This is a genomic window from Ruegeria sp. AD5 (genome assembly GCF_056542345.1).
The window spans coordinates 1,094,485-1,110,665 of record NZ_JBQFZR010000001.1 but is presented as its reverse complement, the minus strand read 5'-3'; the positions used below and the strand labels follow the sequence as shown (position 1 = coordinate 1,110,665).

Annotated in this window: 12 protein-coding genes; 9 read left to right on the top strand and 3 right to left on the bottom strand. The window is 59.0% G+C overall.

Annotated features, from left to right (window positions below; genetic code table 11):
• The first annotated feature begins 2 nt into the window (after window positions 1-2).
• From gcvH to ACR0JG_RS05585, 5 genes are all read left to right on the top strand, one after another.
• Entirely contained in the window at window positions 3-368 is a 366-nt protein-coding gene (gene gcvH, locus ACR0JG_RS05605) for a glycine cleavage system protein GcvH (protein ID WP_170393732.1), read from the top strand.
• Between the two features lie 111 nt (window positions 369-479).
• Entirely contained in the window at window positions 480-3,335 is a 2,856-nt protein-coding gene (gene gcvP / locus ACR0JG_RS05600; RefSeq protein ID WP_480568004.1) for an aminomethyl-transferring glycine dehydrogenase, read from the top strand.
• A 198-nt stretch (window positions 3,336-3,533) separates the two neighbouring features.
• Window positions 3,534-4,688, top strand: a complete 1,155-nt coding sequence (locus ACR0JG_RS05595; RefSeq protein ID WP_170406887.1) for a phosphoserine transaminase — start codon at window positions 3,534-3,536, stop codon at window positions 4,686-4,688.
• A 58-nt stretch (window positions 4,689-4,746) separates the two neighbouring features.
• The gene (gene serA / locus ACR0JG_RS05590; protein ID WP_480568002.1) at window positions 4,747-6,342 is read left to right on the top strand and encodes a phosphoglycerate dehydrogenase; all 1,596 of its coding nucleotides are present in this window, start codon (window positions 4,747-4,749) and stop codon (window positions 6,340-6,342) included.
• 124 nt (window positions 6,343-6,466) lie between these two features.
• A complete protein-coding gene (locus ACR0JG_RS05585) occupies window positions 6,467-7,195 on the top strand; it encodes a metallophosphoesterase family protein (protein ID WP_480568000.1) in 729 nt (242 codons plus the stop codon).
• A 3-nt stretch (window positions 7,196-7,198) separates the two neighbouring features.
• On the opposite strand, the gene ACR0JG_RS05580 is transcribed toward ACR0JG_RS05585, so the two are convergent.
• From ACR0JG_RS05580 to ACR0JG_RS05570, 3 genes are all read right to left on the bottom strand, one after another.
• Window positions 7,199-8,716 carry a malonate--CoA ligase gene (locus tag ACR0JG_RS05580; RefSeq protein WP_480567998.1) on the bottom strand — a complete coding sequence of 506 codons (1,518 nt, stop codon included), beginning with the start codon at window positions 8,714-8,716 and terminating at the stop codon, window positions 7,199-7,201.
• Between the two features lie 78 nt (window positions 8,717-8,794).
• Window positions 8,795-9,499: a GntR family transcriptional regulator gene (locus tag ACR0JG_RS05575; protein ID WP_170399103.1), complete on the bottom strand. Its 705-nt coding sequence runs from the start codon at window positions 9,497-9,499 to the stop codon at window positions 8,795-8,797.
• A gap of 6 nt (window positions 9,500-9,505) precedes the next feature.
• Window positions 9,506-10,861 carry a formimidoylglutamate deiminase gene (locus ACR0JG_RS05570; RefSeq protein ID WP_480567996.1) on the bottom strand — a complete coding sequence of 452 codons (1,356 nt, stop codon included), beginning with the start codon at window positions 10,859-10,861 and terminating at the stop codon, window positions 9,506-9,508.
• A gap of 81 nt (window positions 10,862-10,942) precedes the next feature.
• On the opposite strand from ACR0JG_RS05570, the gene hutI reads away from it, so the two are divergent.
• From hutI to hutU, 4 genes are read left to right on the top strand one after another with little or no spacing between them, the layout of a single operon-like run.
• Window positions 10,943-12,148: an imidazolonepropionase gene (gene hutI / locus ACR0JG_RS05565; RefSeq protein ID WP_480567994.1), complete on the top strand. Its 1,206-nt coding sequence runs from the start codon at window positions 10,943-10,945 to the stop codon at window positions 12,146-12,148.
• Window positions 12,145-13,680, top strand: a complete 1,536-nt coding sequence (hutH, locus tag ACR0JG_RS05560; protein ID WP_480567992.1) for a histidine ammonia-lyase — start codon at window positions 12,145-12,147, stop codon at window positions 13,678-13,680. Before hutI ends, hutH begins: the two co-directional genes overlap by 4 nt.
• On the top strand, window positions 13,680-14,471 hold the full coding sequence (gene hutG / locus ACR0JG_RS05555) for an N-formylglutamate deformylase (protein ID WP_480567990.1): 792 nt from the start codon (window positions 13,680-13,682) through the stop codon (window positions 14,469-14,471). The genes hutH and hutG overlap by 1 nt, the downstream gene beginning before the upstream one ends.
• Window position 14,472: 1 nt before the next feature.
• Window positions 14,473-16,155: a urocanate hydratase gene (gene hutU / locus ACR0JG_RS05550; protein WP_170399092.1), complete on the top strand. Its 1,683-nt coding sequence runs from the start codon at window positions 14,473-14,475 to the stop codon at window positions 16,153-16,155.
• Window positions 16,156-16,181 lie beyond the last annotated feature (26 nt).

Here is a 16,181-nt window from a genome sequence, read left to right as displayed (position 1 = left end):
ACATGGCAACCTATTATTCCGAAGAGCATGAATGGCTGAGCGTTGACGGCGACACCGCCACGCTGGGCATCACCAAACACGCCGCCGAGCAGTTGGGTGACGTGGTGTTCGTGGAACAGCAGGAAGCAGGCGACGAGTTCGAAAAAGGCGGCGAGATCGGCGTGATTGAATCCGTCAAGGCGGCGTCCGAGCTTTACGCACCGGTCGACGGCGAGATCACCGAGGTGAACGAGGCACTGGCCGACAATCCCGGCGCGCTGAACGAAGACCCCGAAGGCGAGGCCTGGATCTACAAGATCAAGATCGCGGACGCCTCGCAGCTCGAAGACCTGATGGACGAGGCCGGCTACAAGGCCTTCATCGGTTAACTCAGGCGGCGGGTCCGTGCGCGGCCCCGCCCCTTCATCTGTTTCCAAATACTTCCGCCGGAGGCTCCTGCCGTCTCCGCCGGGCCTGACCTATCCTTGAGGAGCGCACACATGGCCTTCAAACTGACCGATTACGAAGCCTATGACTTCGCCAACCGCCGCCATATCGGGCCCAGCCCGACCGAGATGCGCGACATGCTCAAGGTGATCGGCTTCAAGACGCTGGACGAGCTGATCGACGCCACCGTCCCGCCGGCGATCCGGCAGAAAGAGCCGCTGGACTGGGGTCCGGCGATGACCGAGCGCGATGCGCTCTTTCACATGAAAGAAGTGGCGAGCAAGAACAAGGTTCTGACTTCGCTGATCGGTCAGGGCTATTATGGCACCACCACGCCGGCGCCGATCCTGCGCAACATTCTGGAAAACCCGGCCTGGTACACGGCTTACACGCCCTACCAGCCCGAGATCAGCCAGGGCCGACTTGAGGCGCTCCTGAACTTCCAGACCATGGTCAGCGACCTGACCGGGCTGGACGTGGCCAACGCGTCCTTGCTGGACGAAGCCACAGCTGCCGCCGAAGCGATGGCCATGGCCAAGCGCGGCGGTCGGTCCAAGGCCAACAACGCGGCCTTCTTTGTCGACAAGAACTGCCACCCGCAGACCATCGCGGTGATTAAAACGCGCGCCGAGCCTCTGGGCATCGAGGTGCAGGTGGCTGATCCGGACACGCTGGATGCGGGCGCGGTCTTTGGTGCCATCTTCCAGTACCCCGGCACCCATGGCCATGTGCGCGACTTCACCGCCGAGATTGCGGCCCTGCATGAACACAAGGCGATTGCCATCGTCGCCGCCGATATCCTGTCGCTGGCGCTGCTGAAGTCGCCCGGTGAGATGGGCGCGGATATCGCCATCGGCTCGACCCAGCGCTTTGGTGTGCCGATGGGCTATGGTGGCCCGCACGCCGCGTATATGGCGACCACCGACAAGCTGAAGCGCTCGATGCCGGGCCGGATCATCGGTGTCAGCATCGACAGCCGGGGCAACAAGGCTTACCGCCTGGCGCTGCAGACCCGCGAACAGCACATCCGGCGTGAGAAAGCCAACTCGAACGTCTGTACGGCGCAGGCGCTGCTGGCGGTGATTGCCTCGATGTATGCCGTGTATCACGGCCCCGACGGCATCAAGGCCATCGCGCAATCGGTGCACCGCAAGACCTCGCGTATGGCTGCCGGTCTGGAAGAGGCAGGCTTTGCTGTGGAGCCGGAAGTGTTCTTCGACACGATCACGGTTGAGGTTGGCCATCTGCAGAAAACGGTCATGGAGGCCGCTGTGGCCCGGGGCGTCAACCTGCGTAAGGTCGGCGACACGAAAGTGGGCATCAGCCTGGACGAACAGACCCGGCCCGAGACCATCGAGGCGGTCTGGGGGGCCTTCGGCATCGACCGCAAGGATGACAGCTCGAACGTGGCCTATCGCCTGCCGGATTACGCGCTGCGCGAAAGCGAGTACCTGACCCACCCGATCTTCCACAAGAACCGGGCCGAGGCCGAGATCACGCGCTACATGCGCCGTCTGGCCGACCGCGACCTGGCGCTGGACCGGGCGATGATCCCGCTGGGCTCGTGCACCATGAAGCTGAACGCCACGATCGAGATGATCCCGGTCACCTGGCCCGAGTTCGGCAACCTGCACCCGTTCTGCCCCGAAGATCAGGCGCAGGGCTATCATGAGATGATCGATGATCTGAACGACAAGTTGTGCCAGATCACCGGCTATGACGCGATCAGCCAGCAGCCCAACTCGGGCGCGCAGGGTGAGTACGCAGGCCTCTTGACCATCCGCAACTATCACTTCGCCCGGGGCGAAGGGCAGCGCAATGTCTGCCTGATCCCGACCTCGGCGCATGGGACCAACCCGGCCTCGGCCCAGATGGTGGGCTGGCAGGTTGTGCCTGTGCAGGCGGATGAGAAGGGCAACATTGATCTGAATGACTTCCGCGCCAAGGCCGAAAAGCACTCCGATCATCTGGCCGCCTGCATGATCACCTACCCCTCGACCCATGGCGTGTTTGAGACCACCGTGCAGGAGGTCTGCCAGATCACTCATGATCACGGCGGTCAGGTCTATATCGACGGCGCCAACATGAACGCCATGGTCGGCCTGTCGCGTCCCGGAGACATCGGCGGTGACGTCAGCCACCTGAACCTGCACAAGACCTTCTGCATCCCCCATGGCGGCGGCGGCCCCGGCATGGGTCCGATCGGCGTCAAAGCGCATCTGACCGAGCATCTGCCCGGCCACCCGGAATACGGCACCGCCGTGGGTCCGGTCTCGGCGGCGCCCTTTGGGTCGCCCTCGATCTTGCCGGTTAGCTGGGCCTATGTGCTGCTGATGGGCGGCGCGGGTCTGACCCAGGCCACGAAAGTGGCGATCCTGAACGCCAACTACATCGCGGCGCGGCTCAAGGATGCCTACCCGATCCTCTACACCTCGGAAACGGGTCGCGTGGCGCATGAATGCATCCTCGACACCCGCCCGCTGGACGAGGCGGCCCATGTCAGCGTCGATGACATTGCCAAACGTCTGGTGGACAGCGGCTTCCACGCGCCCACCATGTCCTGGCCGGTGGCCGGCACCCTGATGGTCGAGCCCACGGAATCGGAACCCATGGATGAGCTGGACCGCTTCTGCGACGCCATGCTGTCCATCCGCTCCGAGGCACAGGACATCATCGACGGCAAGATCGACGCGGAAAACAACCCGCTGAAAAACGCCCCCCACACGGTGCGCGATCTGGTCGGCGACTGGGACCGTCCCTACACCCGTGAACAGGCCTGCTTCCCCCCAGGCTCCATGGGCGTCGACAAATACTGGTCCCCCGTCAACCGCGTCGACAACGCATACGGCGACAGAAACCTCATCTGCACATGCCCGCCAATGACCGAATACATGGACGCAGCTGAATAAACCTCAATCAATAAACCCCCGCCAACTGGCGGGGGTTTTCGCCCATCGGAAACCTGTGTTCCGATCTGAGCCTATTTCCAGTGTCGTTTTCCGCTGATGAAGCGTCTTTTACGCTTGCTGCAGGTGCAAACGACCCATACCTCTGTGCGTGGGACACCCCTCCCCAACGAGGGGCGTGTATCTGGAAGGGTAATACACATGACTATCGAACAACCGGCGACGCGGCCGGCCAACCCGCGTTTTTCCTCGGGCCCCTGTGCCAAACCCCCCACATTTGATCTGACCAAACTGGCGGATGCCGCCTTGGGCCGCTCGCATCGGGCTGCTGTCGGCAAGGACAAGCTGAAGGCGGCCATTGAAGGCACGCGAGAGATTCTAGGCATACCGGCGGATTATCGCATCGGCATTGTACCAGCCTCGGACACCGGTGCGGTTGAGATGGCGCTTTGGTCTTTGCTGGGTGAGCGCAAAGTTGAAATGCTGGCCTGGGAAAGCTTTGGCGCGGGTTGGGTGACTGATGTGGTCAAGCAACTGAAAATCGACGCTGAAGTGAAAACCGCCGAGTACGGGCAGATCGTCGATCTCGCGTCCGTCGATTTCGCCAACGATGTGGTGTTCACATGGAACGGAACGACTTCGGGTGTGCGGGTCCCAGATGGCGACTGGATTGCCGATGATCGTCAGGGTCTGACGATCTGTGACGCGACATCCGCTGCGTTCGCGATGGACTTGCCATGGGACAAGTTGGATGTGACAACGTTCAGCTGGCAGAAGGTACTAGGCGGAGAGGCGGCTCATGGGATGCTGATCCTGTCTCCGCGCGCGGTCGAGCGCTTGGAGAGTTACACCCCGTCATGGCCATTGCCGAAGATCTTCCGCCTGACCAAAGGTGGCAAGCTGATTGATGGGATATTCACCGGCGCGACGATCAACACACCCTCAATGCTCGCGGTTGAGGATTACCTTTTCGCGTTGGACTGGGCGCGTTCAGTCGGAGGCTTGCAGGGGCTGATTGCTCGTGCGAATGCCAATGCTGGCGCGGTTCATGCGTTCTGCGACCAAAATGACTGGATCGCCAATCTGGCCGAAGACTCGACAACTCAATCAAATACGTCGGTCTGTCTGAAGTTCACCGATACGCGCATTCAAGATGGTGCCGTTTTTGCCAAAGCCGTCGCCAAACGACTTGAGGCCGAAAACATTGCGCTTGATATCGGTGCCTATCGCGACGCTCCTGCGGGTCTGCGCATCTGGTGCGGCGGCACGGTTGAGACATCAGATATCGAGGCGATGCTGCCCTGGCTTGCATGGGCTTTTGAAGCCGAGATTGCAGCGCAAACCGAAGCTGCCTGACCTTTTCTACCGGGCCGCATCCGGCCCGGACCTTCCACAATGTTCAAGGACCAAAAATATGGCTCCCAAAGTACTCGTCTCTGACAAGCTGAGCGAAACCGCCGTTCAAATCTTCCGCGACCGTGGCATCGAAGTGGATTTCATGCCCGATCTGGGAAAGGACAAAGACAAGCTGGCCGAGGTGATCGGTCAGTATGACGGCCTCGCCATCCGTTCTGCCACCAAAGTCACGCCAACCATTCTGGAGAAGGCAGACAAGTTAAAAGTCATTGGTCGTGCCGGGATCGGCACCGACAATATCGACAAGGATGCGGCCTCGAAAAAAGGCGTGATCGTGATGAACACACCGTTCGGTAACATGATCACCACCGCCGAGCATGCCATCGCGATGATGTTTGCCGTGGCGCGGCAGATCCCCGAAGCCAGCACCTCGACCCATGCGGGCAAGTGGGAAAAGTCCAAGTTCATGGGGATTGAGCTGACCAACAAGACCCTGGGCGTGATCGGCGCGGGCAACATTGGTGGCATCGTATGCGAGCGTGCTTTGGGTCTGAAGATGAAGGTCGTCGCCTATGATCCCTACCTTGGCGAAGAGAAAGCCGCGCAGATGGGTGTGGAAAAGGTCGAATTGGATGAGCTGCTGTCGCGGGCGGATTTCATCACTCTTCACGTGCCTCTCACGGAACAGACCCGCAATATCCTGAGCCGTGAGAACCTGGCCAAGACCAAAAAAGGCGTGCGCATCATCAACTGTGCCCGTGGTGGCCTGGTTGACGAAGATGCGCTGGCCGAGGCGTTGCAATCTGGCCATGTGGCCGGGGCGGCATTTGACGTCTTCAGCGAAGAGCCGGCCAAGGACAACGTACTGTTCAACTTGCCCAACGTAGTCTGCACCCCGCATTTAGGAGCGGCGACCACTGAAGCACAGGAGAATGTTGCGCTGCAAGTGGCCGAACAGATCTCGAATTACCTGCTGACCGGAGCGGTCGAGAACGCACTGAACATGCCCAGTGTGACGGCAGAGGAGGCCAAGGTCATGGGGCCGTGGATCAAGCTGGCCGGGCATCTGGGCAGCTTCATTGGTCAGATGACGGAAGAGCCGATCAAGGCAATCAACATCCTTTATGACGGTGTCGCTGCGAACATGAATCTGGCTGCGTTGAATTGTTCGGTCGTTGCCGGAATCATGAAGAAATTCAATCCCGAGGTGAACATGGTCTCGGCCCCGGTTGTCGCGAGAGAGCGTGGCATCCAGATCTCGACCACCAATCAGGACAAATCGGGTGCATTCGAAGGCTATATCAAGGTCACTGTGGTGACTGAAAAGCGTGAACGCTCAATCGGTGGCACGGTGTTCAGCGACGGCAAGCCGCGGTTTATTCAGATCAAGGGCATCAATATCGATGCCGAGATCGGGGCGCATATGCTCTATACGACTAACGAAGACGTGCCGGGCATCATTGGTGCTTTAGGACAGACCATGGGCGAGAACGATGTGAACATCGCGAACTTTACTCTTGGACGATCCGAAGCCGGAGGTGAGGCGATTGCGTTGCTTTATGTTGATGAACCGGTACCAGCCGAGGCGCGCGCCAAACTCGCCGAGACAGGTCTGTTTACTCAGATCAAACCGTTGGAGTTTGACGTGGCCTGACAGTCGCTGTTGAACTTCTGTGACAGATTGATGCCCGCGCTTGTCCAAAGCGTGGGCATCGCCTTTTCAAAGTGCTGATTTTGCGCCAGAAATGCGGCAATCACCATTGCCCGAGGGGAAGCTGATGACCAATCCGATCTACGCAATTGGAGATTTGCACGGCCGCGTGGATGAGTTCGAGCGCTCCTTGGCGCTGATCGAACGCGATGGCGGCCCCGATGCCGAGATCGTGTATCTGGGCGATTACGTTGATCGGGGCCCCGACAGCCGGGGCGTTCTGGATCGGCTGATCGCTGGTTGCGATGCGGGCAAGCGGTGGATCACTCTGCTGGGCAACCATGACCGGATGTTTTCATGGTTCCTCGAAGATGTCCCGCGTCACGATCCGCATATGTTGGTCGGGTATCATTGGCTGCACGAGCGGTTGGGTGGTGTCGAAACACTACAAAGCTATGGCGTGTTCTTCGATCAGCAGACACGGCTCGAGGATCTGCATGCAACGGCGCGGGGTGCGGTTCCCGATGCGCATCGGATATTTCTGCAAGGGCTCATCGCCATGCATCAAACGCGCGAGATTGCTTTTGTCCATGCGGGCATTCGGCCCGGTATTCCCCTGAGCGAACAACGGGAAAATGATCTGGTCTGGATCAGGCAAACCTTTCACAACCACCGAGGTCCGCATCCGAAACTGATCGTCCATGGGCATACGCCGGTGGATCAATCAACGCATTACGGCAATCGCATCAACCTGGATAGCGGCGCAGGGTATGGCCGCCAGGTTGGCGTTGTGGTGTTCGAAGGACAGGATTGCTGGTTGTTGACGGACAAGGGTCGCGTTGCGCTTTTGCCTTGAATATCAGGTCTTGGTGAAAAGGTCTTTGCAGCGGTCACGCAGGATGTTCTTTTGCACCTTGCCCATTGTGTTGCGGGGGAGCTCGTCCAGCAGGATCAACTGGCGGGGATGTTTGAACCGGGCGAGCGCGTCCCGAACCGCACCCATGATGGCCTCGATATCTGGCGTGTGACCAGGGGTAGGGACCAGAATGCCAACCGGGGTTTCTCCGAAATCCGGATGCGGGACGCCAATTACCGCGCTTTCCAGCACGCCGGGTTGTTCGTCTAGCAGCAGCTCGATCTCTTTGGGGTAGATATTATACCCGCCCGAGATGATCAGGTCTTTGCCACGCCCGACGATATGGACATAGCCATCTTCATCGATCCGCCCCAGATCACCGGTGATGAAGAACCCGTCTTCGCGCAGTTCTGCGGCGGTTTTGTCGGGCATTTGCCAGTAGCCCTGAAACACATTGGGACCGCGTACCTCGATGATGCCGATCTCACCATCTGCTAGGGTTTGACCTGTTTTGGGGTCTGTGACCTTCAGTTCAACATCCGGCAGGGGAAATCCGACCGTTCCCGCCCGGCGTTCGCCGTCATAGGGGTTAGAAGTGTTCATGTTCGTCTCGGTCATGCCATAGCGTTCCAGAATGCGATGACCTGTACGGTCTTCAAATTGAACGTGGGTATCTGCCAGCAAAGGCGCTGAACCTGAGATGAACAGCCGCATATCCTGAGTCAGATCTTGGGCGAAGCGGTCGTCGCTTAGCAGGCGGGTGTAAAACGTCGGCACCCCCATCATCGCCGTTGCCTGTGGCATCAGGCGTAATATATCTTCCAGGTCGAACTTCGGCAGAAATATCATCGACCCGCCCGATGCGAGGACGACATTTGTCGCAACAAACAGTCCATGCGTGTGAAAGATAGGCAGCGCGTGCAACAGCACGTCATCATCTGTGAAACGCCATTCCTGCACAAGGGTCTCCGCGTTCGACAGCAGATTCGCCTGCGTCAGCATTGCCCCTTTCGAACGCCCCGTCGTGCCTGAAGTATATAGGAACGCAGCCAGATCATCTTCGGATCGGTGGGCCGGCTGAAAGGCCGGAAGCATCCCCAGAGCACGCCGCATAAGGCTGCCTGAACCGTCGGCGTTTAGCGTTTCAAGCCGGGCATTGTTCTTTTGCACGATCTCGGCAAGCCCTGCCTCGTTTGCCTCATCGCACACCACCAGTGAGGCTCCGCTGTTTTCGATGAAATAGCTTAGCTCTTGCGTCGTATAGCCCGTATTGAGAGGTAGAAAGATCAGCCCCGCTTGGACACAGGCGGCATAAAGCGCCAGTGCCTCAACGGATTTCTCCACCTGCACCGCGACGCGGTCGCCCGGTTCCATTTCCAGTCCTGTCATGGTGTTGGCCAGACGGGCCGCCGTGTCCAGAAACGTGGCATGGGTCAGAGTCTGACCATCCGGAAGGTGCAAAAATGGCGTATCCTTGCCTGCATGGATGCCCAGCAAACGATCATAAAGCGGGTTGCCCATCCCGATATCCTTTCCAGCAGACGCGCACATTCTGCAGCAAATCTGTCGTGGAATTGGGGAAGCGTAAAGCCCGGACAATCAGAACTCGGTTGTCATCCGATATCCGGCCGCAAAATACATCTTGGCAAACGTTACCGGCTGACCCTGCAGCCATGTGATACGCTCGGCAGTAAAAACGGGTTCACCCTCGGGAACGTCCAGAAAACCGGCCAAAGTGGTATCGGCGCGGCTGGCCAGAAAGGTCAACTCGACATTGGTGAACGGGACAGTTTGCACCAGCCAGTCATTAGGTCCGACGCTAGAGAAATCTGCCTGCGTGACCTGAGGTACGCTGTCTATCACGATCCAGCGGTCTTCGAACTGAAACGGCGAATTGCCGGAGAAATGCATGCATCGCACGTGCATCACACTTTGATCAGCACGTAGGGCCAACCGGGCCGCCAGCCAGTCTGGGGCGATCTGCGTTTCACATGACACAAGAGCGTAGCGATAGGTTCCGCCCGCCGCTTCGATTTCATCTCGGACCAGTGGAATTGTGAAACGCGCCTGTCGCTGCGGTGCGCTAAGAACCCGGGTGCCTGCCTTTCGGCGCCGTTCAAGAAACCCTTCATCCGCCAGTTCCCGCAGTGCTCTGTTGACTGTGGTGCGGGTGCACGAAAACTCGACCGCTAATTCTTGCTCATTGGGAAGCAGAGCGTCGGGCTGCAACTCGCCCGAGCGGATGCGGCGCAGGACGGTTTGCTTAATGTCTTTGTAGCTGGTTGTGTCGCTAGTTTGGGTCATATCAGTTCAGATGTCTTCCAAAAGGTCATTTATCGCGGCACGATAATTGTTCAGGATCGCATCGCGGGCGATATGGCGCCCGCCGCGCACCTGATGTCGCCCGGCAGACCAAAGGTCGGTCACTGTTCCGTCAGGCGCGGCAAAGCTCAGGCCGTCAATCAATTGATCGTCGCGCAAAGTACACAGAGTGGGGTGACTTCGATCGATCGCAACCAGATCGGCCAGATGACCTATTGCGATCTCTCCGGCGTCGCGCCCCAGCGCCTGTGCGCCACCGCGGGCGGCTCCGGTATACAGCGTTTGACCGACCGAGCCTTCGCCACGTACCAGCACAGTGCGGGCCTTGTCGCGCAGACGTTGAGAATACTCTAGCGTACGCAATTCCTCGGGCAGTGAAATGCGCACATTCGAGTCTGAACCGACACCAAAGGCACCGCCCTGCTCGATGTAAACGGCACCACTAAAAATACCATCCCCCAGATTGGCCTCTGTGATCGGGCACAGACCGGCCACAGCCCCGGATCGGGCAAGAGCGCGGGTTTCATCGTCTGTCATATGAGTGGCATGGATCAGGCACCATCGTTCGTTCACATCCACGTTGCTCAGCAGCCAATCTACCGGTCGCTGACCCAGAGCGGCTTCTACATCCGTGACCTCCTTCTCTTGTTCAGAGATGTGGATGTGCACCGGGTCTCGCGGGGTAGCGTTCAGCACTTGCCGTAGATCATCAGGCGAGGTCGCACGCAGAGAGTGCGGCGCGATGCCGATCTGGCTGTCTGCATAAGGCATCAGCGGCTTACAGTCCTCGACAAGCTGCAGGAACCTTTCCACATCATTGCCGAACCGCAATTGACCACCGGTCAGAGGCTCTTGCGCGACGCCGCCATAGGTGTAGAGCACCGGTAGATGTGTCAATCCAATCCCGGTTTGGCTGACTGCCGAGAAGATGCGCTGACTCAGCTCAGACAACTGCGCATAAGGCGTGCCGCCGGGTTGGTGGTGGACGTAGTGGAATTCCCCGACCGCAGCATACCCGGCTTCCTGCATCTCCATATAGACCAATGCAGCAATGGACTCGATCTGTGCAGGAGTGAGGCGGTCCAGAAATCGGTACATCAAGGTACGCCAGGTCCAGAAGCTTTCGCGCCCTGCTACGCGCGTTTCGGTCATGCCCGCCATGGCGCGTTGAAAGGCATGGCTGTGCAGGTTCGCCAAAGCGGGCAGCAACACGTCGACCCGAGTGTCTTCGGGATTTGGCTCGGTCCCTGATTTCAGCGCAGCGATCCGACCGTCCTCGATTTCGACTCGTAGGTTGTGCACCCACTCAGAGCCTAACAGGGCCGTTTTGGCATGAACCGTCATCGTAATTCCATTTTGTGTAGACTTTATATTTTTAGCCGTATACGAAAAAATCAAGCGCAGGGGGAGCCCAAAAGAATCGCCATGACGAAAAAAACTGTTCTTCGTAGCAAACATGTAGCCACCATGGGGGGCGACCAACCCTATGGGATGATCGAGGATGGTGCGATTGCCATCGATGGGTCGGAAATCGTTTGGGTTGGCGCTCGGTCGGCAATGCCGCCGTCATATGCCGAGTGGCCGCAGAACGACTATGGTGACCGCTTGATCACGCCCGCTCTGATTGATGCTCATACTCATGTTGTGTTTGGCGGCAACCGTGCGGTTGAGTTCGAAATGCGCCTGAAGGGCGCGACCTACGAAGAAATTGCTCGCGCGGGTGGAGGCATCCTGTCGACCGTAAACGGCACGCGGGCAGCAACAGAAGAAGAGCTGCTTGCAGGCGCGCTTTCGCGCGTGGACGCATTGCTGGCCGAAGGTGTGTCCTGCATCGAGGTGAAGTCGGGTTATGGGCTCGATGCCGAAACCGAACTGCGTATGTTGCGCGCGGCGCGCCGTATTGCGCGGGAGCGCCCTATTCGGGTCAACACCAGTTTTCTTGGCGCACATGCCGTTCCGCCAGAATATGCGGGTCGGGATGAAGCCTATATTGACGAGATCTGCATTCCGACACTGCGCGCGGCCCATGCCGAAGGGCTGGTGGACGCGGTGGATGGGTTCTGCGAAGGCATTGCATTTGATCCCACACAGATCGAACGGGTTTTTGTTGTCGCGCAAGAGCTTGGCCTACCGGTGAAGCTGCATGCTGAGCAACTTTCAAATCTAGGTGGGGCTAAGCTGGCGGCAGCTTACGGAGCGCTATCCGCTGATCATATCGAATATTTGGACGCCGACGGCGTTACCGCCATGGCTGGGGCCGGAACGGTCGCGGTCCTGCTGCCCGGCGCGTTTTATACGCTGCATGAAACGCAAGCTCCGCCGATTGAATTGTTGCGCCAGAAGAATGTTCCCATGGCACTGGCGACCGATTGCAATCCGGGGTCCTCACCCCTGACTTCTCTGCTGCTAACAATGAACATGGGGTGCACTTTGTTTCGCATGACGCCTGAGGAAGCATTGGCAGGTGTTACCCGCGTCGCGGCCCGAGCTTTGGGTCTGGATGATACCGGCGTGATCGCGCCCGGATTGCGCGCTGATCTGGCCGTCTGGGATGCTACTCATCCTGCAGAACTGTCCTATCGCATCGGTTTCAACCCTCTGCATAAACGTATTTTTGGAGGTCAGGAATGACACCTCTGTTGCTTGTCCCCGGTCAGGTTTCGCTGGATCAGCTTGCTCAGATCTACTGGACCGAAGCCGCCATTTCGCTGGACGCCACCTGCCAACCCAAGGTTGAGGTCGCTGCTGCCCGCATTGCGCAGGCTGCCGAAGGGACCGAGCCCGTCTATGGCGTCAACACCGGCTTTGGCAAACTGGCGAGTCATAAGATTGCGGCCAAAGATACCTCAACCCTGCAGCGCAACCTGATCCTCAGCCATTGTTGCGGGGTGGGTCCGGCAGTGCCGCGTCGTCTGGCGCGGCTGATGATGTCACTGAAGTTGCTGTCATTCGGCCGAGGTGCTTCGGGTGTCCGCTGGGAACTTGTCGAATTGCTACTACAGATGCTGGCGTGTGGTGTGACACCTGTGATCCCGGCACAGGGTTCAGTCGGCGCGTCTGGCGATCTTGCGCCACTGGCCCATATGACCGCTGTGGTGATCGGTGAGGGCGAGGCAGAAGTGAACGGTGTTGTTATGCCGGGTGCAGAGGCTCTGAAAACAGCTGGGCTAGAGCCGATTCAACTTGGTCCCAAGGAGGGCCTTGCATTCATCAACGGGACGCAATTTTCGACTGCCTTTGCTCTGGCCGGATTGTTCGAAGGTTGGCGTTCAGCACAAAATGCGCTGGTGATTTCGGCGGCTTCAACTGATGCGATCATGGGATCCACCGCCCCTCTGCAACCTGAGATTCACGCGCTGCGCGGGCATCGTGGGCAGATCGAAGCGGCGGCGGCGATGCGGGCCACTCTGGAGGGCTCTGAGATCCGCGAAAGTCACCGTGATGGGGATACGCGAGTGCAGGATCCATATTGCATCCGCTGCCAACCACAGGTGACCGGCGCAGCGATGGATGTGATCCGGCAGGCGTCCGCAACTCTTGTAACTGAGGCCAACGCGGCCACTGATAATCCGCTGGTTCTGACCGATCCGGATGCAATTGTTTCGGGCGGGAATTTCCACGCTGAGCCGGTAGGCTTTGCCGCCGATATGATTGCTTTGGCCCTGTCAGAGATCGGGGCGATCGCACAGCGTCGGATCGCATTAATGGTCGACCCGGCGCTTAGCTTTGATCTGCCGCCCTTCCTGACGCCCGAGCCGGGGCTGAACTCGGGTCTGATGATCGCCGAGGTCACGACGGCTGCGTTGATGAGCGAGAACAAACATCTGGCCAACCCATGTGTGACCGACAGCACACCTACATCGGCCAATCAAGAAGACCACGTCTCGATGGCTGCCCACGGGGCGCGGCGTTTAGGCCGGATGGTTGATAATTTGAACTATATTCTGGGGATCGAACTGCTCTGCGCCGCGCAAGGCATCGAGTTCCGCGCACCTCTTGCGACCAGCAAAGCGCTGACCAGCGTGGTTGGGCGTTTGCGCGACGATATCCCGTCGCTTGGCGATGATCGCTATCTGGCGCCTGAATTGGAAACCGCGAAGTCCCTAGTCGAAAGCGGAACTATTTTGCAGGCAGCTGCAATGCCCATGCCGGAGCTGTCGTGATGCAGGTTTTCAGTGTTCAGCGTGGCGATGGGCCCATCGTGCTGGGACAGCCGCATGGCGGCACGTATGTGCCCGACGACATTGCTGCGCGACTGAATGCGAATGGGCAGGCGCTGGCGGATACGGATTGGCATATCAATCAGCTCTACGATGGGCTCGTTGCCAACGCGACGGTCGTGCAATCCCATATCCACCGCTATGTCATTGACGCTAATCGAGACCCTGCGGGCGTATCATTGTATCCTGGGCAGAACACAACAACTCTGGTGCCGTTGACCGATTTTGACGGTCAGCCGATCTGGACCGAGGGGCAGGAGCCCTCAGTCGATGAGATCGAGGTACGTCGAACCGCCTACCACGCGCCCTATCACAACGCGCTTGAGCAAGAGCTTGAAAGGGTGCGGGCAATACACGGTGTTGCGATCCTGTTTGACTGCCACTCGATCCGAAGCAAGATCCCGTTCCTGTTCGAAGGCACCCTGCCGGATATGAACATCGGCACCGATGGTGGCGCGACCTGTGCCCCCGGCATTGAGGCCGCGGCCTATGATTTTTCGCATTCCTCCCCTTACAGCACCGTCCTGAACGGGCGATTCCGAGGGGGTTGGACGACCCGCCACTATGGCCGTCCTGATGAAGGCCAACACGCGATCCAGATGGAGTTGGCGCAATCTACCTATCTGTCCGCCGAAACCCCTCCGTGGGCGTTTGACGAGGCGAAAGCCAAGCGCCTGCGTCGCTGGTTGGTGGATATTCTCGACGCCATCCAAGACACTGCATTGGAGCTTTGACATGACCGATCCTCGCAAGAATACCCGCGATATCTATCCGCCCACCGGCCCCGAACTGAACGCAAAAAGCTGGGTGACCGAAGCGCCGTTGCGGATGATGATGAATAACCTGCATCCGGATGTGGCCGAAAACCCGCACGAGCTGGTGGTTTATGGCGGCATCGGTCGCGCGGCGCGGACATGGAACGATTTCGACCGGATCGTCGCGGGGCTGAAAGATCTGGAAGAGGATGAAACCCTGATCGTCCAGTCGGGCAAACCGGTGGCGATCATCCGCACCCATAAGGATGCGCCTCGGGTTCTGATCGCCAACTCAAACATCGTGCCTCATTGGGCCAATTGGGATCACTTCAACGAGCTCGATAAGAAGGGGCTGATGATGTACGGCCAGATGACGGCCGGTTCGTGGATCTATATCGGTACGCAGGGCATCGTACAGGGCACCTATGAAACCTTTGCCGAGGCTGGCCGTCAGCACTATGGCGGCGACTTGACTGGCAAGTGGATTCTGACTGGCGGTCTGGGCGGCATGGGTGGCGCACAGCCTCTGGCGGCAGTGTTCGCCGGGGCCAGTTGTTTGGCGGTCGAGTGCAATCCGGATTCTATCGATTTCCGCCTGCGCACCAAGTATCTGGACGAAAAAGCCGAGACTCTCGATGAAGCGCTTGAGATGATCGACCGCTGGACCAAGGCGGGCGAGGCGAAATCTGTGGGTCTGCTAGGCAATGCGGCTGAGGTGTTCCCCGAAATTTATGCGCGGATGCAGGCCGGTGGTATGCGCCCCGATATCGTCACTGACCAAACCAGCGCCCATGACCCGATCAATGGGTATCTGCCGATTGGCTGGAGCATGGCGCAGTGGAAGGACAAGCGCGAAACTGATCCTAAAGCAGTTGAAAAGGCCGCCCGTGCCTCAATGAAACAGCATGTCGCTGCAATGGTCGATTTCTGGAACGCGGGCGTTCCGACGTTGGATTACGGCAACAACATCCGTCAGGTGGCGCAGGATGAAGGCTTGGAGAATGCCTTTGCCTTCCCCGGCTTTGTACCCGCCTATATCCGGCCGCTGTTCTGCAAGGGCATCGGCCCGTTCCGCTGGTGTGCATTGTCGGGTGACCCCGAGGATATCTACAAGACCGACGCCAAGATGAAGGAGCTATTCCCCGAGAACGAGCATCTGCATCGTTGGCTGGATATGGCGCAGGAACGCATTGCGTTTCAGGGTCTGCCCGCACGTATATGCTGGATCGGCCTTGGAGATCGCCACCGCGCGGGGTTGGCCTTCAACGAAATGGTTGCCAATGGCGAGTTGAAAGCGCCTGTTGTCATTGGCCGAGACCATCTGGACTCGGGCTCGGTCGCCAGCCCGAACCGCGAGACCGAGGCGATGCTGGACGGCTCGGACGCGGTGTCGGATTGGCCGCTGTTGAACGCTCTGATCAATACGGCCAGCGGTGCGACCTGGGTCTCGCTGCATCATGGCGGCGGCGTGGGCATGGGCTTTAGTCAGCACGCGGGTGTTGTGATCTGCGCCGATGGGACCGATGATGCCGCGCGGCGATTGGAGCGCGTTTTGTGGAACGACCCTGCCTCGGGGGTCTGGCGTCACGCAGATGCGGGGTATGAGATCGCGAAAGACTGCGCTCGCGAACATGGGCTGCGCCTGCCGGGTATTCTGGGTTAGATCAATCTGCCTCTGGTGAAAATGCT

What these genes read in the sequence shown, in the direction of transcription:
- serA (WP_480568002.1), top strand. Translation starts at nt 4,747, where the DNA reads ATGGCTCCCAAAGTACTCGTCTCTGACAAGCTGAGCGAAACCGCCGTT.
- gcvP (WP_480568004.1), top strand. Translation starts at nt 480, where the DNA reads ATGGCCTTCAAACTGACCGATTACGAAGCCTATGACTTCGCCAACCGC.
- gcvH (WP_170393732.1), top strand. Translation starts at nt 3, where the DNA reads ATGGCAACCTATTATTCCGAAGAGCATGAATGGCTGAGCGTTGACGGC.
- ACR0JG_RS05580 (WP_480567998.1), bottom strand. Translation starts at nt 8,716, where the DNA reads ATGGGCAACCCGCTTTATGATCGTTTGCTGGGCATCCATGCAGGCAAG.
- hutH (WP_480567992.1), top strand. Translation starts at nt 12,145, where the DNA reads ATGACACCTCTGTTGCTTGTCCCCGGTCAGGTTTCGCTGGATCAGCTT.
- hutI (WP_480567994.1), top strand. Translation starts at nt 10,943, where the DNA reads ATGACGAAAAAAACTGTTCTTCGTAGCAAACATGTAGCCACCATGGGG.
- ACR0JG_RS05575 (WP_170399103.1), bottom strand. Translation starts at nt 9,499, where the DNA reads ATGACCCAAACTAGCGACACAACCAGCTACAAAGACATTAAGCAAACC.
- ACR0JG_RS05595 (WP_170406887.1), top strand. Translation starts at nt 3,534, where the DNA reads ATGACTATCGAACAACCGGCGACGCGGCCGGCCAACCCGCGTTTTTCC.
- ACR0JG_RS05585 (WP_480568000.1), top strand. Translation starts at nt 6,467, where the DNA reads ATGACCAATCCGATCTACGCAATTGGAGATTTGCACGGCCGCGTGGAT.
- ACR0JG_RS05570 (WP_480567996.1), bottom strand. Translation starts at nt 10,861, where the DNA reads ATGACGGTTCATGCCAAAACGGCCCTGTTAGGCTCTGAGTGGGTGCAC.
- hutG (WP_480567990.1), top strand. Translation starts at nt 13,680, where the DNA reads ATGCAGGTTTTCAGTGTTCAGCGTGGCGATGGGCCCATCGTGCTGGGA.
- hutU (WP_170399092.1), top strand. Translation starts at nt 14,473, where the DNA reads ATGACCGATCCTCGCAAGAATACCCGCGATATCTATCCGCCCACCGGC.